This window comes from Paenibacillus monticola (genome assembly GCF_009664975.1).
In the GTDB taxonomy this organism is placed as follows: Bacteria; Bacillota; Bacilli; order Paenibacillales; family Paenibacillaceae; genus Paenibacillus_AQ; species Paenibacillus_AQ monticola.
The window spans coordinates 107,573-128,624 of the sequence record NZ_WJXB01000001.1; the positions used below are offsets into that span (position 1 = coordinate 107,573).

A 21,052-nucleotide genomic window follows, 5' to 3' on the forward strand; every position below is an offset into this window, starting at 1 on the left:
TAACCGTTACGACAGTCTTAAAGTTGAAGTTTACAAGGTTTAATTATATCATAATGGCATACTATTTACAGAATTTAGCTTTCCTGGTGAACCAGCCATATGCGCCTAATATAACACAAGAGGAGCCATATTTATGCTTCAGAAACATCTTTGCAAGAGAACAAACAAGAATAGCCTATTACGTATTTTTCCGGCACTACTGCTGGCTCTCTGTCTGGCTGCTGCTCCCCTTGGAGCTGTTCGGGCCTATGCGGCAACAACGGCACAATCTCATATTGATGCTGTACTGCTGATCGATGTCAGCAATTCCATGAACAAGAGCGACAAGAACAAGATCGCTAATGAAGCGATGAAAATGTTTATAGATATGTTATCCGCGCAAGGGGATAAGGTGGGTATTGTAGCTTACACCGATAAGGTGCAGCGCGAGAAGGCCCTGCTGCAGATTAGTTCTGCCGGGGATAAGCAGGATCTGAAGGATTTCATTGACGGGTTAGACCGTGGGGCCTATACGGATATTGCTGTTGGTGTGGAAGAAGCGGTCAAGGTGCTTCAGAACGGCAGCGATCCGGCCCATGAGCCGATCATTGTCATGCTTGCGGATGGTAATAACGACTTCAACGATGCAACAGGCCGGACTCAGAGTCAATCTGATGCGGAACTGAAGACTGCGTTGGAAACCGCCAAGAAGAATGGGTATCCCATTTATACCATTGGTCTGAATGCCGACGGCAAGCTGAACAAGCAGAGCCTGGCCGATCTGTCCGACCAGACGGGCGGCAAAGCGTTCTCCACAGATTCACCCGATGATCTGCCGCAGATCCTCAGTGAGATTTTTGCCAGTCATTTGAAGCTGAAGGTAGTCCCTGTGCAGTCTATTACCGCAAATGGCAGCTATCAGGATGTAACGGTGAACGTGCCTAACGGCAGTGTTCTGGAAGCAAACATATCCATTATGTCGGCACAGCCTGTGACCGCGAAGCTCACGGACCCTTCCGGGAAATCGGTAGCGATTCCTTCATCCGATGTCCTGCTGTCCAAGTCCAAGACATATAGCCTGCTCAAGCTGTTGTCACCGCAGCAAGGCGATTGGAAGCTGTCCATCAAGGGCGTACCTAAAGATAAGATTGATATTAATCTCGTATTTAACTATGATCTAGAACTCGAAATTGACGCCTTGCCAACAGCCACTTACAAAAAAGGCGATAAAATTGATATTAGCTCCCACTTGTTCAACAATGGTGCTCAGGTGACCCTCAGCAATATGTATCAAGATATGGAGGCGGTGCTGCTCGCCACGGATACCGATACAGGAGTCGCGGAAGAGATTCCAATGGATAACACCGGCGCTGTGTTCAAGGGAACCTTCGAGGTCAAAGATAGCCATAATTATGAGCTGAAGGTCCGGGCAGAGGAAAGCAGTTTCTACCGTGAGAGTGATATAGTGAAGATTAGCGCCAAGAGTGGGGCAGCGGGAACAGCCGGAACGGGAACCCCAACCGGCAACACTGAAGAACCGGCCAAAGAGGCTGCTTCATACACCCTGTATTACATCATCGGCGGCATTGTGCTGCTGTTGGCGGCAGGGGTAGCACTTTGGTTGTTCCGCAAGCAATCAACACGAGGCTTCGTTGGCCAGATCGTAGTTGAAGTACGGGACGGAAATACGGGCGAGAAAACGTATCCTCAATATAAGAAGCTGGCGGCATTTAGAGGGAAGTTCAATCTCCACCAGTTGCTTCAGCTAGCTCCTGAACTGAAGGAAAGTGAACAATTGGTCTTTACGCCAGGCAAGAATGACAGGCTGCTGCTACGTGGTAGCGGGGGCATATCTGTAGAGAAATCGGGCCGTGCTGCCGATACGACGCGTGGTCTGGAGCTTAAGAGCGGCGACCGCATTTCAGTGGTGCTGCCTACAGTAGATAAGACGATTTTGTTGGAATATTTAATATAAAAGTTAGTCTTTATGAAGTTAGTTCTAGGAGGAGATTGTATGAAACCGGTAGTCAGAGAGCATATTCAACAGTTGGATGTATCACTTGGTGGGGGTATTGTCAGTGACAAGATCAGGGTGGATACGATTGATAATCCGATCCTGATCATTGGACTCGGCGGCACGGGTATTGATGCCCTGCTGCGCCTAAAATATCAGATTAACCGCCGCTTTAAGCTGCCTGAAGATCCATTGTCCAAGAAAAAACGGGATAAGCCCGATAATGTGGAGTTTTTGGCTTTTGAGACCAATGAACAGGACCGTGGCAAGAAATACAAAGGCATCGGCCTCGATCCGCAGAATGAATTCGTGCTGCTAGCCAATGCTGAAATCGGCGGGCTGCTGCAGAACCGCAGTATTCTTGAACCCTACATTACAGACTGGCTGTCACCGGAGCTTAGTATTACTGATGGCATGAATGGTGCTGCCGGGGTGCGTCAGGCCGGACGTCTGCTGCTGTTCACGAAGATTAATCAAGTGGTTGGAGCCATCGACAAAAAGATCAAGACATTGTCCGTTGGCACCAGCAAGAAGTTAATGGTCTTTCTGCTGACAGGTCTGTCAGGCGGAACGGGCAGTGGCGCTTTTCTGGATATCGCTTATATCGTGCGTGGCATTATTGAGCGTGACTTTGGCTCCGCCGGGATTGATCGAGTGAATACATTGGGTTATCTGTTCACGCCGGACGTGAATCTGGCGAACAAAAGCCTCAGCGAGCATACACGTGAATATATTCGCAAGAACGGTTATGCCGCGCTTAAAGAGCTGGATTACTGGATGAACGTAGACAGCCGCGGCGAGCGGTTCCGCCAGCAGTACGGGAATATACTGACAGTGAATTCACCGCTGCCGCCCTTCAATCTGTGTCATCTGATCTCCGCAACCAATACCGAAGGCAAGCTGCTGGAGAATGCCTATGATTACTGCATGAATGTAACGGCAGAGAATATTACGAACTTTATGGCCAGCGAGGAAAAACAGTCGGGTGAGGAATTCGCTATCCACGACTATATCAGCAATATTCGCACGAACATTGCACAGATGAACAAGACTTATCCGGCCAATTACGAATACAACATTATCGGCGCTTCGTCAGCCGTATTGCCGATTGAGGAAATGACGACTTATCTGGCGTTCCGGTTGTTCGACAAAATGGATAAAATGTTCGAACAGGCTCCGGGTCAGGAGGATGTTGAGAAGTTCGCACGCAAGCTCGGCATCGATCTCGACAGTATGATTAAGACCTTTGAATCCCGCGTGCCGGAGCCGCTGCCTGGCTACCAGAACAGCGAGCGTCTGAGTCATGCCAATGTAATCAAGAACCAGGTCGTCAGCATGGATACGGAGCTGGAGCAGAATTTCCTGTCCCGTGCTCGTGAAGAATTCATTAAGGCAAAGAAACAGCTTCCCGGCGAAATAGTAGGCCGTTTTGGTGAAGAACTGGAACGTATCTTCCTGCATCCTGAGCAGGGTCCGTTCTATGTCTCACGGCTCCTCTATACCGAGAAGGGCTTCTGTATTCTGAAGCTGATTCAGTCTTATATCGAGGCCTTGCGCGAGAGCCTGCTGCGCCTGCCGCGTGATATTGAGACCGCACAGGACAGTGCAGACGAGAAACTGGGCGATGCCCGCAGCGCTTTTGTATCCAAAGAGAAGAAGAAGAACGCTTATATAGAAGCAAAGATCAATGAATATTGGCTGCATTCCGATGTGGAACGTACCGAGCAGATGATTCAATTCTATGAGGATCTGTATGAGGGTCTGAATGAAGAGAATAGCCGGATATACGGCGTGTTTACGGAGATTCTGAGCGCACTCAGTTCGATTTTTGCCAAGAACGGGGATCTGCTTATCAATGGTGGAGAGCAGGCCGATCACAAAGGAAACAAGACCTACTACTGGAATATTGTCAATGTGCCGGATATTTCGGCGACGATCTCGAAGGTAATGGATCAGAAGGACGGGGACGATCTCATTCGTGACTTCACCCGAGATATGCTGAATCATTCCGGACGTTGGGTCAAAGAGCAGGAGATCGACATTGTGCGCTCCATTTCTGAGTTCCTGAGCGATAAATTTGGCGATCTGATTACCCGTTCGATGGAAGATTTCCTGGTGATGAAATACGGCAATGAGGAGCCGCTCGACAAGTTTGTGGAGCGGATTATCGCTGGTAGATTGGACGAGGACGCTGTGCCGATTTTTCACCTCAGCAACAGTTCGGGCAGTCTGCATTTCCCATCATGGGGCTTCGTGTCAGTGCCGCTTAATACGCCGGGCATCTTGAAGGGAATTCGCAATTATCAGAATAATGCACTGGGTAAATCGCAATTTACGATCAAGGAAAGCCAGGTGAAGAACCGGATTTTCTGGCTGAATACGCGCAACGGGGTGCCACTCTTCGTCTATACTCCACTCCGGGTGTTCGAAGAGAACTACGAGCGGACCATCCTTGACAAGGAAGGTATTGGCCGCCATCTGGTCATGACAGATAAGAACAACTGGACCTATCTGCCTTCTCCAATTCCAGAGAAATCATGGGGTGATACCTATATCAATCCCCGTGTCCGTGATTATAACGCTAGAATCCGGGCTGATTTTGCGCAAGGCATGGAACTGGGAGTCATCATCGAAAAAGGCATCGACGAGAACACCAGCAGCCGTTATTCGGTCGTGTTCACGAAGGAGTTTGATCTGGAGAAGCTATTGAGCGGTTATGATCTGCAACTGCAGTTGGCACGTCCGAACCTTGGTGAGGTGAAAAAGGCGGCAGATGCGCTTAAAGAGCTGAGCGAGAAGGGGCTGGAGCGCGAGAGTGTTAAGGATATTTTTGGCAGCATCAATAAAGACATGGCCCAGGAGAATCTGATTCGTTCGCCGCAACTGATTACCCGTGTCCGTGAGGAACTGGCAAAGTATGCCGCAATTGCTGCTAAAGCTGCTGAGCTCGAGGTGCTGCTGCACCAATATCTGGATGAAGATAAATGGATGGACCAATTCATCGAGGCTTTGTATACCGACAGCATTATCAAAAAGGGCGCTTTGTACGTCTATGACCGTGATGAAGAGGAAGATGCCTGGGAGCCATTCGCCAACTTAATGAAAGAACGCAGCTACGTGGAGCATGCCGTATACCGTCATTTCCGCGAGCTGGATGAGAAGAGCCGCAGTGTGCTGCTGCGCAAGGCGGCGCGTCGTGCAAGTGAAATGACTGCTGCAGAAGATGTAACTCCACTGCTGTATAAGCTGGAAGGGCTGTATGTGTCCTTTCTGGAGGCGCGGGACAGTCTGGAATATGAACGGGTAGAGCATGCCAACGGGGACGAAATGTACGGGTTCTACAAGAGCATGACCGGCAAGCTCGGCAGTATCCGCAGAAAGCTGAAATAATCAGATGAGCAAATCAGTGGTTTTGTCTTATGGTGAACAATATGCAGCACAGGAAGAGGCGCAACGCGCACAAGGGGATGGACGCAGCAGCATCCATTATCCGGCTCTGTTCCTGTTCGTAGGCGACAAGGTAACTCCGGCCATCGGCCCGGTGCTGGATGGCTGTGAACGGAAATGGGATAACGCTGGTGGTGTGATGGCGGTACATGCGCTGTCAGGAGAAGGTGGCGGGAAAAGTGCTGCTGGAGACCGAGTCGAATATGGTGCGGGAGGAAGAGAACGGGTTATGACAATGCCCCTCCCCGGATCGGCTGGGCGAGATCCCCATACGGTTCGTCAGGATGTCTACCGCGAATTTCATGAGGACAGCCGTTATCTGGCCGAGATGAACCGGACTCTGCGACGGTTAAGCAATAGCATCGCGGACTTCGGCCGCTTGTATTCATCCTTTGACGTAATTCATCTGTCTATCATTACGCGGGTCGATGACCCGCTAAATGTGTTGCTGCCGCAAATTACACTGCTGGCCCGAGCTATTCTCGGCCAATCGTTTAAGTCGGTGCAGACCGATCTGTTCGCCTTGATCAACGAGCGGGAGCAAGGTGAGAATTTTGGCTATTCCAGTTCGGTAGGACTGGCTTTTCTGCGGGAGCTGGACGGAATGCAAGCGGGAGATTATACGCTTAGCGCGCCGCTGCTGGTGACTGAAGACGGGCTTTCGATTCCGGTTGCTCACGGCCCTTCCGCCCTGTTCGATCTGGTCTACCTGCTCTCCGATAAGAATGAGCGCGGGATGATGTCGGTTCATGGCATGAATGACAATTATGAGATCATCGCTCACATCAGCCTGTTGAAGAATCGGGTCCGCCCTGCGTCCGACCATGCCACCGGACATGGTGGCTACAACAATATGACCTTCAAAAGCGGGATCAGAGGCAGTACGGGCAGACAAGGTTACGCCTCTGCAGGTTTCGCCGGAGTCCGCAGACCTAATCTGCAGATTGCGCTGGCAGTGTTGTATCATGCCTTCCGGCGGCTTGACGCAAGCTTGCGGGAGGGCAGCCCCTGGACCCTGCGTGACCGCCAGTCCCTGCTGGGCTTGGACGCGGAAAGTCTGCGGGAGCGTGCGGGAGAATTGCTGCCGGAGGAAGCCGGACTGACGGAAATGACCGGGCTGATGAGCCATGGCCGTCCATCCTATGCAGAGCTGAGACAGTTGTCGCTGCGTGAAGCGGAGCAGCAGCTGTTCGGTGAGGGCGGCGAGGTATACTTCCGCAACAACTTTACAGCTGAAGCGGATAGAAAAGCAGCAGCGATAGAGCCTCTCCGCGAATGGCGTGCGGCTCTGGCGGCACAGGAAGTAGCCGTTCCGGCGGTGACTTTCTATCAGCTGGCTGAATGGACGGCTGACCGTGATGATGCCGGAAACGGAAGTGTGCTGCATCACCTGCGTCAGCATATGGCAGGCTTGCGCACAGCAATTGCTTCTGCTCAGACGGAGCTTGACGGGCTCTACGCGGAAAGCGTGGAGCGCCAGTCCTTTCAGCGGGTACCGCTGTTCGACAAACGTACGGTGCGGAATTTCATCCATTACTTATTCTCCACGGTTTATGGTCGCAGATACGAGTTGCTGCGCCTTGAAACCGAGCTAACGCTCTGCCGCCGGCTGGAATCTGCACTGGAGCAACTGCACGTGGAGAGCATAAGCCGGGTGCGGGCCATGGAGGCGCTGGAGGAAGACCTCCGGAATGTTGCAGTGGGCAGCATCGGACGTACGGATGTGACTACGGGTCAGAATATTATGGAATATTATCGCGCTGTAACCGAAGAGGTCATGAAGGATATCGAAGTGCGGCGTGGATCGGGTGTGTTTTTTAGCGAGCGGTATATGGGCAGTATGTCCAAGCTGCTAGAACAGGGCAAGGCAGCTGTAACCGAACGCCTGATTGATATTTGCCAACGGGAGCTGCTGACCGCAGAGCCGTTTGCGCTTTCCTTCGAGGAAGAGTTGCTGCGGCGCGCCAATGTCGCGGCTGCCTACGAGAACCGTCAGGTGCTCTCCAGGGAGGAACTCTTCAAACAGCTGTACCACAGTCTGGAAGAGGGCGCTGTTGTGAATGTCAGATTGTTCGAATACACGCAGGAGCATCGGCATGAGGAGAAATATTTCTTCGGCGATAGTGCCTCCGAGTTCCTGCGCTACGCCTTCGGCGTAGACGAGACGTCTCGCATCTACCGGCTGGGGTTCGTACATGAGCAGCGCAGAAGCGGGGTCGAGAAGCTGAATCTGATGGGTGGTTTCCATCTGGAGGATCTGCTCTATTATCGCAACGGTAAAGTCTACTACGAGACTTACGCCCAGAATGGCTACCAGCTGCATGGATTGGATGAGGAGCAGCTTCCAGAAATGCGATAAATGCATCGCTTGGTAATCAGGTAATTAGGCGGACACAGAATCCGTTATTGACCTGAAATTCAGCTAAATGGGTCTCTGTATCAACGAATAACGGAACCTCAGTCCGCTCAAGTCTCTTTTTGCCATCCTGAGCCGTAATAAGGTCTGTACAGTCCGTCTACGGCTTGCATCTCTATTATCTGGCGGCTCTCGACAACAATTTAGAGTGTTTGGCTTGACGTGGGATGCAACTAATACCGAGGAACGACAGCTTTTGGCGGAATGATGTATTTCTTCCAACAATATTTCCATAAATAGCCTATTATAGATACAATAATGTATGAAATACAACATTACATGCCAAAAGGGTGTCTACAGCGAGTGGAAGATGGATTTCATACAACATTTTGTCGCTGCTGTGTCGTCAGGAATAGTAATGCTGTATTTCATACATCATTTACGATTTTTCAAACCTTGTATTGGGCAATATTTTTCTTATGTTCCTCCGAAGAAAGGATGAATAATGATGCAGCGAAAAATCAATCCGCTCCTGCTCGTCTTCAGTCTGCTAGGCGCTGGGGTCGCCTTTCTTATAGGCGAACTGCTGCTGAGCCGCTGGCTTGGCGATATGCCGTCTATTTTGCTTGTCGGCATTTATTTTGCCATAGTAGCGCTTGTTGTCGGAGTAGGCTGTCTGCTGGCGGAGATGATCTCGCCAACGCTGAACGGATACTCTTGGAAACAGCGCTACCTGAGTTTATCGTGGAAGCTGCTGCCGCTGACCGTGGTGCTGCTGTTTGGAGTTGGCGCGGTCACGGAGTTCGTCTATGAGCTGAACTTCGGCGGCGTGAAGCCGGTTAAAGATGTAGTGATGGTCATTGATGACTCCGGCAGTATGATGCAGAGCGATCCGAATAACAGCCGTTACTCGGCGGCTCAGTCGCTGGTGATGCAGATGGATGAAGATAATCAGGCAGCTGTGCTGACCTTCAGTGATGACACTCAGGTTGTTCAGCCATTGATCTCGCTGTCCAAACCGTCAAACCGTGATAAAGTATCGGCTGCCATCGGCAATCTGCAGACCACTGAAGGCGGCACGAATATTAGCGGAGCACTTAACGAAGCGTTGAATGTAATCAATGGTGATGGCCAAACTGCCCGGGGGGCTATGGTTATTATGCTGTCCGATGGAGCCAGCCAATTCGATACTACGCGTGAGTTGCAATCCTATGTGGATCGCGGCATAGCCGTGAATACGATTGGACTAGGTATGCAGGACCCGGCAGGCTCTGCACTGCTTCAGGATATCGCCAACGCAACGGGTGGACAATATTATGATGTCACGGACGCAGGCCGACTGGGCTCGGTGTTCCAGCAGATTTATGATCGTCTAGGAGACCGGACCCTGCTAACTGATCGTAGTGACGCGACCAAAGATAGCCCCTATTATGCAGTGGTTAGAATACTAGCGCTGCTGTTGATTGGCGCGGCACTTGGACTGGGGCTGGGCATTGTGTTCGATAACCGTCATTTAGCCAAAAGCTTCGGCATAGGCGGTGCGGTATCGGGTCTGTTCGCCGGTCTGATTCTGGAGTTCGGCCTTAGCAGTCATTCCTTCCTTAACGGTCTTATACGCCTAATAGCCCTGCTCGTTCTGGCAGCCATCCTTTCCTTATTTACGGGAATTGTGCCCGTAGGAGAAGGACGACTATATCGTGGCAGCAGACGGAACACAGAGGTTCCTGCAACAGCGAAGGACAGCTTTCCTGTGCCACGCAGAAATAGGGGCAGCAAAGGATTTTAACGCAGCTGAAAGGAGCCTACAATCATGAGGTACGCCGAAGTGGATTCATCCACACCGGTCATTACGGATGTCACCTCCCGGGTGGAGGAACGTTTCTGTACGCTGAGCTGGCGCTGGCCCGAAGGGGTGCAGGCGGTCTGCATTCATAAGACTGCCGCAGAGGATCGGGAGAGCGGAGAAGTCCCACCGCCCGGGATGAAGCTCTATACCCGTGAGGAATATAAGGCTAATAATGGTTACCGTGATCGGCTGGAAGAAATCGGTCTGGTCGCGTATACCGTATACATCCGCCTTACGGAGGATGGAGAGACCCTGCTGGTGCGGCAAAGTAATGCTGCCAACCGTATAGTGGTCAGCGCAGGGAAAGCGCGGATCTATTATTCCATCCTTCAGAACAAAGGCTGGTTTGGGAAGCAAAAAACAGTACATATGGCGATTACGGCGGAGGTGCCGGTACCGCGGGATGTATTGTGCTATGTTAAGAAGCGGGGCGGTCATCCGGCGGGCAAAGAGGATGGTGTGCTTTTTCCATTCGTGCAGGATTTCGCTGCCGGGCGTAATGTGCTTCCGCCTATTGAGATCGGCAAGGAGGACTTTGTGCGCATCTTTTTTACTGATGGCCGCAAGTACGGGCTTTATTATGAGCTGGTGCCGGAGTGAGCTCAATTTCTGCTTATGAAGCGAGTTTTATGGCGAAGTCAATCGAGATGTGAATGTCCATAAAACTTTAGGAGGATGAAGAAATGTCTTTTTTTAGCCGCTTTATGAAAAAAAACCAGCCGCAGCCACGGCCGCTCTTTTATGATATTGTGTGTCCGTTTTGCTTCACCAAGTTTGATCCTGCGGATGTTGTCTTTCGGGCTATGCATAGCCGGGAGGACGATGAGAATTACGCGCTCGGTGAGGATGATGCGCTGAATAAATATCGCGAGCGTTTCGGGCTTGATTCGGTAGATGATGTGGAAGCGATACTTAAACCAGTTGATATTCCTGAGGAGTATCATCATTACACCGATCATGTGCTGACGGGTCTGACCGACCGCTACGGTGTGCTCACGCGCAGACGGCTATGTCCGTCCTGCCATAATGAGCTGCCTGTAACAGCGGGCAAGGTTCCGAGCAACATCATCTCGATCATCGGGGCCTCCCAGGTTGGGAAATCAGTGTATATGACCTCATTGATCCATACGCTGCAGAATACGACGGCGGGCCATTTTGACGCTGCTTGTATGCCGCTAAATGCCGAGATCAGCCGCAAATTCCGCACACTGTATGAAGAACCGCTCTTCGAGCGCGGGGACCTGCTGGCCTCTACGCAAAAAGAGAGAATGCAGGAGCCGTTTATCTTTCAGTTTGTGTTTAAGGATGAGGAGAAGCCGCCTTTGACGCTGGTCTTTTTCGATGTGGCTGGTGAAGGCATGGTGGATCAAGATTATCTCGGGCTGCACGGACAGCATATCAAGAACTCTGCTGGTATTCTGTTTATGGTCGATCCGCTGCAAATCCGCTCCATTCGGGAGAAGATTCGGATTAACATCGGTGACCGCCCCGGCGAATGGGTCTCGCAATATGACGAGCCGCGCGATGTGGTGCTGACCATGTTCGGTGATTTCATCGCCTATCAGGAGAAGAGCAAAACCGATATTCCGACAGCCATCGTACTGGCCAAGAGTGATATGCTGCATTCCTTGAAGGATGAGGATGGCGATTACATCAAATCCAACAGCAATGTGTTCAATAACTACGTTCACCGCAAAACGTTGAATCTGGATGAGGTCCGTAATATCGACGGTGAAATCAGCCGATTTATCAGCAAGGTGGACCGTCCGTTCAAGGATACGATGGATGTGTACTTCTCTAATACCGGCTACTTTGCCGTATCTGCACTGGGCAGCAATCCCGTCAATCAGAAGATTGAAGGTGTGGTCAGTCCGATCCGTGTGGACGAGCCGTTTATCTGGCTGCTGCACAAGCTGCATTATATTGAGGGGAGCGACGGCCCGTGAGTACCTTTTCAGGGTCCAAGATCACTCAACAGATGTATACCCGTGAGCGCCGCGGGGTGTACCGTTCGACAGAAGGATTTGATACGGTAGCGAAGTCGGAGAGTCTGGACAATAATTTTGTCAAAAAAACATTGCATCCCTTCTGCCTCTACGATGCGCCAGCGGAGCTGACTGTGCGTGGGGAGAAGCAGGAATCGTTATATCCGGCTGCGCTGCACCTGTTCCATACGGAGTCAGGTGAAACGGTTATTGGAAACAATCAATATCAGGCGACGGATTTCACCGGTCAGCGCAGTGCTTTTTTCGCGCATAACTATGTAGTTCCTGCCTCCCGTGCGGAAGAGATTGTGTTGAGCTACGCGGACTGGCTGCAGGCCGACTTTGCGGGGAGTTATGAAGGAGAGCCGGGGGGCACTTTGCCGGAGCTTACGTCTATTCCTGTCTTGCGCAAAGTGCGGCGCTCCGATCCGTTAGCGGTCTTACGCTCACTGGGTTTTGGAGAAGAATTATTCAAGGCGTTGCTGCAGGCTGTTATGACCTCGGTGGCTGGCAAGAAAAAAATATATGTGACGCTCGATGTGCCGATCTCGGAGCTTTCGGTACGGGCCGCGGAGCTTACAGAGCTTCTGTACGCTGCGCTGCCGTATGAATTCCGCCGGAGGCTGGGTGTGATCACGTATGCCAATGAGCCCAAAAGCCGCAAATATATCCATCTTACCTTTGTGGAAAAGGGTTCGCTCCGCCCTGGGGACCGCAGTGTAGAGAAGGATTTCACCTTCGACCTGGTCACAGGCCGGATAGGCAATGCAGATTTCGGTGAATCCCGGCAGCCCTACGCAGATTTGGTGTGGAAGATGCTAGGACGGAAGGCGGGCGGATTGGATGACTTTGCCCGTTTTGCCGATTCCATGCTGGCTGGAGAGAGCGGAGAGCGTAAGCTTTCCCCTGCACTCTATAATGAGCTGGCTGTTTTTTATGAGATTGAACAGGGCGACGAGGCTCTATACACCGAGAACAAAAGTGCGGTGCTGGGCGGATTGCTCTCCTATCTGCAAGCAGACGATGCCATAGATACGAGAGTTCGACTGAATGATATGTTTCTGGAGCGTTTTGACCGTGAATATGATCTCATTCGCCAAAAAGGCATTCTCGTGCCTGCGGTTATGGAAATCTTCAAAGAGTATTTCACGCTGAAAGGGCATACCTATAAGGTTAAAGTTGTTGATTATTTCATCAATGGCATGCTGAATAGTCAATCGGCCGGACGTGAGGATGTACTGGGCGTTGCTTACGGTATTATCGAGAGCAATGATGAGCTTAGTGCGGCCTTTTTCAAACGAGTGCTGGCTCAGCCCGTGTTCCGTAAACAGCTGCTGGAGCCTTATATTGAAGCCCGGCTGGCTGCCGCAGCCAAGTCCGCTGATATTATGGGCTTTGTGGTCCATTGGGGGCGCTTTCTGCCGGAGGCGCTGCAGCAGCCTTTTGTCAGTGATGCGGTCAGGGACTATTTGATGGAGAAGTTGCAACAGGAGACTGATCCGGTGGCGGCCGTTGCGGCGATTCATGAAACAGTAGATAAGGTGGAAAAAGAGCGGCGCAAAGGGGCCGGGCTTACAGCTGAGGTGTTATCGCTATTGCAGGAGCTTACGACGGTGGCAGATCGCTTTTTGCTAAACCGATTGTCGCTCTCTGAGATGTCGCAGGAGCAACTGCTGGAAATCGCTTTTTTAAGCTATCCCGGGGAGGGAATGGCCTGGCAGCCACCGCTTGATCTCATCAATAAGCAAAAAGCCAACGCACTTCGGGCCGCTTACCGCTGGTTTGGTGAGGAGAAGCCGAACGAGGATATTTTCAATGAGCTGTCGCTGAAGGAATTGGATGATGTGCAACTGTTAGGCAGACGTTGGTTGCAGGAGGCACGGACGCTGGAGCCGTTCGATCGGCTTCCGCTGGCTTTCTACCACAGCAGTGACCGCGAGGGCGGACCGCTTGATTATGACGAGCTGCTGAAGCTGGTCAATCGCAAAGCCGGAGCGGACAAAGAGGGTGTCTATCGGTTTCTGGCCTGGTCACAACGGAATCCTTTGTTCACCATCTCGAATAAGAAGCTTCATCCAGGTTACCGGCGGGCGATCCTGAAGTATTTCCAGAAGCATGACCGCGAAGCTTTCAAGAGCCGTGATTTCCGTAAAAGCTATGTTTCCGCGGCAGGCCCCGCCCTGCAAAATGTCTACAATGAAGCTCGCTCCCAGCTGGCTTCGCCGCTGGCGAGGTGGATCAGCCGCAGCCGATTTCAACTCCTAATCTCCGGCTCTCTGTTGGGAGTCGTGGTGATTATCGCTATTATTATCATTAGCATGCTGCGTCCAGAGGGGGCAGGCACCGCCTTGCCGGAGACAAGTCCTTCGCCAACCCCCGCTCAAACGGCCGTTAGTCAGCTTCCCCCTGCTTCGGTGTATCTGAAGAGCAACAGTGATGTGGAGGTTGGCAGTGTACTGGTGTTCACCTTCGCCAAAGCTGACGAATGTCTCCAGTTCAAGCCGACGGAGATTGGTCTGGTCGACTCCGCAGGGAAGATTACGGATACTTATAAAGTAGTCACCACCAAGAGTACCTGTCCGGTTCCAGCTTCAGGAACGCCAGGGACTGCAGATCAGAACAACGCCGCTACTGGCGGGACCGCAACAGACGGAGATTTCGTTGGGGAAACAGCATCGAATGATGAGGCCGCTGCGTCCCCGAATACTACAGGCGGTAAGGATTCAGCCTCTGCTACTGCGACGGGTGGCTCCGAGCCAACAACGGCACCCGATAGGGGACAGGCTACCTCACTCCAGGTTGATGTCACACTAGAACCGGGAAGTGTGTTAGTGGAAGGCAGTATGCTCAAAGCCGGGGATTACAAGCTGATCTTGCAGCCAGATCCAGGCCCAACATCAACCCCTGACTCAACTGAGCCAAGTAATGATCCCAGCGCAGTACCCTCAGCTACCGCAAGCCCGGAAGTAACAGCCGAATAAAATCGTAAACTCCTGGAACTGTGCAGGACTTGTACCGAGAGGTAAGGTTCTGCGCGGATTCAGGAGTTTTAATTTTTAAATAAGTATTTACATTCTACAAATTTGATGTATATAATGTACTTGAATCAGTTGCAATTAAGTTTTGCTTTTTTTTTGACTTTAACTGTGCTTAATTCGGAAACATATACTGTGAAGTAGGAGGAGATTTAAATGGATACTTTAGCAATAGTCCTTCAGGTATTATTAAGTCTGATTTTTCTAATGGCAGGGTCTATGAAGGTGTTTGGATCGAAAATGCAGGTGGAAAACTTTAAGCATTTGCGACTGCCGCAATGGTTCAGAGTTGTTACCGGATTGATGCAGTATATTGGAGTCATTGGTCTTATCGTTGGCATTTGGGAGCCTAGCTGGGCGGCATGGGCAGGCATCTGGTTTGGAATTATGATGCTGTGTGCGGTCTTGTCTCATGTTCGTGTTAAGGATTCAGTAGCGAACTCCCTTCCCGCCTTCGTGCTGATGGTGCTGGCTGTTGCAGTCACCGTGATCCAATATTCGGAATTACTCAATTAACATGAATTACTGCTGCTAATATGACCCGCGTAGGCCTTCAAGACTCATTACCTTACATTTATGCCTCTAATTCACCACTAGGAAGCTAATTTTCGGAATATGGAGGGAATTAGCAGCATTAATTATAGCTAACTTCAGAATCAAGCCTAAATTCAACGATTTAGAAGCACGACATGCTGTTAAAATCATTGCATTGCATGTTGTTGGGTATCCGAGTGAGTTCATGTATAGAATGCATTAAGAAATCGCTTATCTGGTGAGTAGTGGATGGAAACTCCATTCGGCCGGGGGCGGTTTTTTTGCATCTCATGAAGAGCGGGTTGCTTCCTCGTGTGTTGCCCATGAAGGGGAATACATCATATAATGTGCTTATGCTGAACGCATATTGAATTTTAGGTGAATTAACCATAGATAACATAGAAGAAAGGAGAATAACCAGTGAGTGTAGCGAATAGAGGGATTGATTTTGGTCCTCCACATTTTAAAATAGCGATTCACGCGATTGTAGGGTTAGCCACAAGCGGTGGCATATTGTCCAGTGCGATGATTGCCAGCAAAGTGGATTCCCATGCCACCTTTTTGCGCAGAATACTTCAGGCTTTGGCAAGTGCAGGGATTGTTGAATCCAAGGGTGGGCGAGAAGGGGGATACATGCTCAATAAACCTCCAGCCGAGCTAACCTTAGGAGATATTTATAATGCAGTAGCGATTGTTGGGCGGGAACCTCTCGAAGAGGTTTGTTGTGGGGAGGCAGGTGAACAATTGGATCTGGAATTGGAAAAAATCCTCTGGGAAACCGAGCAGCATACGATTCAATATCTGCATCAGTTTACGATTGCCTATGTCATGTCCCTTGTGAATATATCCTAAACACCGTACAATGAATTAGAACTATTTTTTGAACAATAAAATTAAATATTAATTTTGAAAAAGGTGCAGGTTCTGTCATGAGAACCTGCTTAAAAGGGAAGTCCGGTGCAAATCCGGCGCGGTCCCGCCACTGTAAATGCAGAGCAGCTCTTTCATAGGCCACTGTCCTGGAACTCAAGGATGGGAAGGCGAAGAGACGCGATGGATGCATAAGTCAGGAGACCTGCCTTTTTCGTGAACGTTTCTATTCTTCGAGGGGTGAGAATGTGGAACATATGTAGATTGACTGTGTCACTGGAGCTTTATGCACCACAGACCTCAATATATGTATTCTTCCCGGACCGCCCTTATTTGGGCGGTTTTTATGTTGCGTTATAGGAATTTTATAATACCCAATTCATTCACAGAAAGAGGTTAACCATGAAGAATATTTTCTCCTCCAAGCTGCTTACGCTTGGTCTGGCCTTATTGCTCGTCATTTCGATTCTGGGTACATCGCTTGTTCCGGCTGGACAGGTCTATGCTGAGGCACAACAGTCCGCTGTACAGGAAGGGACTGTGAGTGTGACTGCGGCGACATACGCGGTCGCCGAGTTTGTTTTGAACAGTGGGGTGCAGACAGAATGGCAAGCTATGGGTCTGGCCCAAGCTGGCTATAGAGTACCAGACAGTTACATTCACTCCCTTGAGAATCAAGTGAAGACGGCTCAAGGCAATTTCTCTAATGTTACGGATTACGCTCGGATAACGCTTGCTGCAAAAGCGATTGGTGCCGATCCGGCCAGTTTTACTGACAAGGGTTACAATCTGATTGAGAAGATTTATAACAATGACAAAATGAGCGGCCAGACGCTCAATAATCCAGTCTATGCACTGCTGGCCTTGGATTCAGGTCATTATACCGTTCCTGGGGATGCGTTATGGACAGCGGACAAGCTGCTCACTGAAATTCTGTCCAAACAGAATACGGATGGCGGTTTTACCTTAAACACGGGAGCTAGCGATGTCGATATGACGGCGATGGTCTTGACTGCGTTAGCTGCTCATAAAGATAATTCAGCGGCCAATTCAGCGGGACAACGGGCAGTAGCCTGGTTATCCGCAGCACAGGATGGCAATGGCGGATTTGGGATTAGCAGCGAGAGTGTCTCACAAGCGATCATAGGTCTTGCTTCTTTTGGAATAGACCCTGATGGTGCTGATTTCACCAAAAACAATATAGAGCTCATTGGAAAATTGTTGAGCTTCCGACTCGCAGATGGCAGCTTTGCTCATAGTCAGAACGGCAGCTCTGATGTTCTTGCTACACAGCAAGGATTGCAGGCGCTGGTTGCCTATAACCTGTTCAATAAAGGCGGCAACGGCAAATTATATGATTTCTCTAATCCAGCAGTGCAGAACCCGCTAGTATATGTTCCGCTTACCGTAGAAGGTCCTGAGGGTACCTTGGCACAGGGAAGCACGTACGCAGGGAATGTATTTGAGGCTTTGCAGAAGCTGGCGACAGAGAAGAGTCTTCCGTTAGTAATCACTAAAGATAATTATGTCACGGGAATCGGGAATGTTGTGGCTGGGAACTATGGCGGATGGGATGGCTGGAGCTATGTCGTATCGCGTGCTGGCCAATGGATCTATCCAGATGTAGGCATGAGCGGCTTTGCACTGCAAGCTGCAGACCGGGTGTTGATTTATTATGGGGGAAGCGATACTGATGTTGTCAATTCCGTAATAATCTCCCAGGGACAGCCTACAGAAGAAACACCTTTTACGGTCACTGTCACGAAGAAAAAATGGGTTTGGAACGGTAATACCTCCACCTCAGATCCAGTAACAGCACTGGCTGGTGATGTAAAGGTTCAAGTTGGAACTCAGACGGTTTCCACAGATGCTTATGGGGTAGCGTCATTTGCTGGCCTCTCGGCTGGTAATTACTCGCTGACAATAACCGGTTACCGTTCGGAGAATGTACCGGTTGTAGTGAAGTACACGCAAGCCTTGAAGGTTGCACCTAAAAATGTAACAGCCTCACTGTCCGTCGAAGGACCCCAAGGTCCTATCGCTGCGGGAACCTTACAAGCTGCCAATGCACTTGAAGCATTACAGCAGTTGACTACTTTAAACCATATTCCAGTAGATATTACTGAATCTTCTTTTGGCAGCTATGTATCAGGTATTAATGGAATTACGAGTGGTACTTACGATGGATGGTGGAGCTTCGTAGTCTCACGTAATGGTGAATGGATCTACCCAAGTGTAGGCATGGATGCCTTCAAGCTGCAGGAGTCAGACCAAGTGCTTGTCTATTATGCAGGAAGTACTACACAGGTAGTCAATGCTGTGGCCGTTTCCCCGTCACAACCACAGCCGGGACAGCCGTTTACAGTAACAGTCACCCAGAAGCAGTGGGTATGGAATGACACTACGTACACTTCTGACCCTGTGATTTCATCGGCAGCTAATGTGCAGGTATCCATTGGTGGCAAGACTGAAACGACTAATGCTCAAGGTGTGGTGTCTTTTGCTGGGGGACTGTCAGCAAACACTTATACTATAGCCGTTACCGGTTATGTAGCAGATCGTACACCTACGGTGGCTCGTTATACACAGTCACTGGTTGTTTCTTCGCCCGCCGCAGCTACGGCTACAATCTCCGTAGTCGGGGATAGTGCGCGTGGAACGATTCTAAATAGTACTAAGGTTGCTCTGAATGCAGGAGATACCCCATACAGCCTGCTTGTTCGCCAATTGGGCAACAAGGTCACTACTGATGGCAGCGGGTCAAGTTTGTATGTAAAAGCAATTGACGGCTTGGCAGAATTTGACCGCGGACCCTTAAGTGGCTGGATATATTTTGTCAACGGTGCCTATCAGAATGTTAGCGCAGGCGCGTATATTCTCAGTAATGGTGATACAGTGAATTGGCGTTATACCACTAACGGAGGAACTGATCTGGGCCAACCGGCGGCAGGTTCGTCCGGAACAGGTGGTTCCGGATCTGGGGCGGCAGTAAGCATCACTGTAGACAACACACTGCCGCTCAATCAAGTGGGAGAGACAACAGCCGTTACCAATTTGAGCACCAAAATGACAGCGGCACAAGCGGCGGTACTGGGCAAAACTTTGGCGGCTAATACAGTATCGGTTACACAGGAGGTTACTTCAGGCGCTCCAGCCACTCTGACGGACAGCACACACGAAGTGCAATTGCAGATTCCAGCTGGAGCAGTTTCGGGTCCGGTCAAGATTACAATGCAGGAGCAGAGCTCGAACCGCAGTGAATTGGTGTCTGGTTTGTACGAGTTCACCCCTGACGGCACCAAATTCACCAAGCCCATTGATTTAGCAATTACGGTCCCGGTGACCACAGATTTCCCGGGCAATCTGGTTGTGGCTTGGCTCAACAAGACGACTAATCAATGGATTCCCGTTCCATCCAGTCTGGATGTCAAGACTGGAGTCATCACGGGCAAGGTCAGTCACTTCACTTCGTATGCAGTCATTGACCGCAGCAAATGGGAACCACAGCAAGAACAGCTAAAGAGCGATATCGCCGCTGTGGCGAAGAATATTGCAGCAGCCGGAGAGATTAGTGCTTGGCAGGCTCTTGGTCTGGCTCGATCCGGCAATGTGGTGCCGTCCGGTTTTTTAGCTGGAGTGAAAGAGCAGTTAATCGCGAACAAAGGCGAATTCCGCAAGGTTACCGATTATGAGCGCACGGCTTTGGCTGTAGCCGCTAGCGGCGGTGATCCGCTGAATATCGGCGGATTCAACCTGATCGAGAAGATATACAACAATGCGAATATGATTAAGCAAGGCAGCAACGGACCGATTTTTGCACTGATTGCCTTGGATAGTGCAGCATATAGTGTGCCTGTCAATGCGCAGTGGAATAAGGAAAGCTTGCTCAAGTGGATTCTGGAGCAGCAAAACACAGACGGCGGCTTCCCGCTGACCACAGGTGAGGCGGGTAATGTAGACATAACCGCTATGGCAGTTGCCGCACTTTCGGCTCATGGAGAGCAGGCGGGTGTGAAAGCCGCTATCGACAAAGCGATCAACTGGCTGTCACAGCAGCAGTTAGAGAACGGCGGCTATAAGCTGTCCGGTGAGGAGAATAGCGAGAGTGTAGCTCAGGTTATTATTGCTCTGTCCGCAGCGGGTGCAGGCCCTAATGATTCCCGGTTTGTCAAAGCAAAGGGTGGGCTTCTAAGCAACCTGGCAGCTTTTAAAAAGGCAGACGGGGGCTACGCCCATGCCCCAGCAGACAACATAAGCAATAGCCTTGCGACCGAGCAGGTGCTCTTGGCTCTGACGGCCTATGACCGTTCCCTGAACGGGCAAGCAAAGCTGTATAGCTTATCTTCCGTCCCTACTGCAATAAGTGTGGTCTTTGCCGATGAGCAACAAATTTCGGCTTGGGCGCTGGATGCCGTACATGCGGCCTATGATAGAAAGCTGATGCAAGGTGTCAGTGGCAGCAGCCTTATATTTGCACCTAAAGAGAACATTACACGGGCACAGTTTGCAGCATTGCTGCTGAGATTGACACACAACACGCCAGCAGCGGCTTCCACAGCACCTGTATTCAGCGACGTGAAGGCTGGAGCATGGTACTATGGAGATGTGCTGAAAGCGAAAGAGTTGGGTATTATTGACGGGATCAGCGCGACAGCTTTTAATCCGAATGGGACGATCACCCGCCAGGATATGGCTGTGATGATTGCCAGAGCGTTCAAACTGGCGGGTCCCGCTGACGCGCAGAGCTTTAAAGACGAAGGTAAGATCAGTCCGTACGCCTCGATTGCCGTACATTCTGTATCAGAGCTGGGTTATATGACCGGCTTTAATGGAGCCTTCGATCCTTCAGCTTCTGTCACTAGAGAGATGGCGGCTGTGGTTGCTGTCAGATTGCCCTAAACACTTGTCTTAACATCCAATTGAAATTATATAGAGAATGGATGGAACGGGGGAGGCTTTTGCCAACCCTCGTTCTTTTCCCTTTTT

The 21,052-nt window shown here is 50.5% G+C and carries 10 protein-coding genes and 1 riboswitch; all 10 genes read left to right on the forward strand.

Annotation, left to right across the window (positions count from 1 at the left end):
* Window positions 1-133 precede the first annotated feature (133 nt).
* Window positions 134-1,954 (forward strand): vWA domain-containing protein, encoded by a 1,821-nt coding sequence (locus GJB61_RS00525; protein WP_154116106.1) that lies wholly within the window; start codon window positions 134-136, stop codon window positions 1,952-1,954.
* Window positions 1,955-1,993: 39 nt separating this feature from the next.
* Entirely contained in the window at window positions 1,994-5,383 is a 3,390-nt protein-coding gene (locus GJB61_RS00530; RefSeq protein WP_154116108.1) for a tubulin-like doman-containing protein, read from the forward strand.
* Window positions 5,384-5,387: 4 nt separating this feature from the next.
* On the forward strand, window positions 5,388-7,799 hold the full coding sequence (locus tag GJB61_RS00535; protein WP_154116110.1) for an FtsZ/tubulin family protein: 2,412 nt from the start codon (window positions 5,388-5,390) through the stop codon (window positions 7,797-7,799).
* A gap of 502 nt (window positions 7,800-8,301) precedes the next feature.
* Window positions 8,302-9,582 (forward strand): vWA domain-containing protein, encoded by a 1,281-nt coding sequence (locus GJB61_RS00540; protein WP_229521390.1) that lies wholly within the window; start codon window positions 8,302-8,304, stop codon window positions 9,580-9,582.
* A gap of 24 nt (window positions 9,583-9,606) precedes the next feature.
* Window positions 9,607-10,242 carry a beta-mannanase gene (locus GJB61_RS00545; RefSeq protein WP_154116112.1) on the forward strand — a complete coding sequence of 212 codons (636 nt, stop codon included), beginning with the start codon at window positions 9,607-9,609 and terminating at the stop codon, window positions 10,240-10,242.
* Window positions 10,243-10,325: 83 nt separating this feature from the next.
* Complete coding sequence (locus tag GJB61_RS00550; protein ID WP_154116114.1) at window positions 10,326-11,588, forward strand: hypothetical protein; 1,263 nt, start codon at window positions 10,326-10,328, stop codon at window positions 11,586-11,588.
* The gene (locus tag GJB61_RS00555; protein WP_154116116.1) at window positions 11,585-14,608 is read left to right on the forward strand and encodes a GAP1-N2 domain-containing protein; all 3,024 of its coding nucleotides are present in this window, start codon (window positions 11,585-11,587) and stop codon (window positions 14,606-14,608) included. Before GJB61_RS00550 ends, GJB61_RS00555 begins: the two co-directional genes overlap by 4 nt.
* Before the next feature lie 210 nt (window positions 14,609-14,818).
* Window positions 14,819-15,178, forward strand: coding sequence for a DoxX family protein (locus GJB61_RS00560; RefSeq protein WP_154116118.1), 360 nt, complete (start codon window positions 14,819-14,821; stop codon window positions 15,176-15,178).
* Between the two features lie 438 nt (window positions 15,179-15,616).
* Complete coding sequence (locus tag GJB61_RS00565) at window positions 15,617-16,048, forward strand: RrF2 family transcriptional regulator (protein ID WP_338115626.1); 432 nt, start codon at window positions 15,617-15,619, stop codon at window positions 16,046-16,048.
* Window positions 16,049-16,092: 44 nt separating this feature from the next.
* Window positions 16,093-16,293: riboswitch (cobalamin riboswitch) on the forward strand.
* Window positions 16,294-16,468: 175 nt separating this feature from the next.
* Window positions 16,469-20,965: an S-layer homology domain-containing protein gene (locus GJB61_RS00570; protein WP_154116119.1), complete on the forward strand. Its 4,497-nt coding sequence runs from the start codon at window positions 16,469-16,471 to the stop codon at window positions 20,963-20,965.
* The last annotated feature ends 87 nt before the right edge of the window (window positions 20,966-21,052 follow it).

Coding starts and splice junctions, on each gene's coding strand:
- GJB61_RS00525 (WP_154116106.1), top strand. CDS start 134: ATGCTTCAGAAACATCTTTGCAAGAGAACAAACAAGAATAGCCTATTA.
- GJB61_RS00540 (WP_229521390.1), top strand. CDS start 8,302: ATGATGCAGCGAAAAATCAATCCGCTCCTGCTCGTCTTCAGTCTGCTA.
- GJB61_RS00560 (WP_154116118.1), top strand. CDS start 14,819: ATGGATACTTTAGCAATAGTCCTTCAGGTATTATTAAGTCTGATTTTT.
- GJB61_RS00545 (WP_154116112.1), top strand. CDS start 9,607: ATGAGGTACGCCGAAGTGGATTCATCCACACCGGTCATTACGGATGTC.
- GJB61_RS00570 (WP_154116119.1), top strand. CDS start 16,469: ATGAAGAATATTTTCTCCTCCAAGCTGCTTACGCTTGGTCTGGCCTTA.
- GJB61_RS00550 (WP_154116114.1), top strand. CDS start 10,326: ATGTCTTTTTTTAGCCGCTTTATGAAAAAAAACCAGCCGCAGCCACGG.
- GJB61_RS00530 (WP_154116108.1), top strand. CDS start 1,994: ATGAAACCGGTAGTCAGAGAGCATATTCAACAGTTGGATGTATCACTT.
- GJB61_RS00535 (WP_154116110.1), top strand. CDS start 5,388: ATGAGCAAATCAGTGGTTTTGTCTTATGGTGAACAATATGCAGCACAG.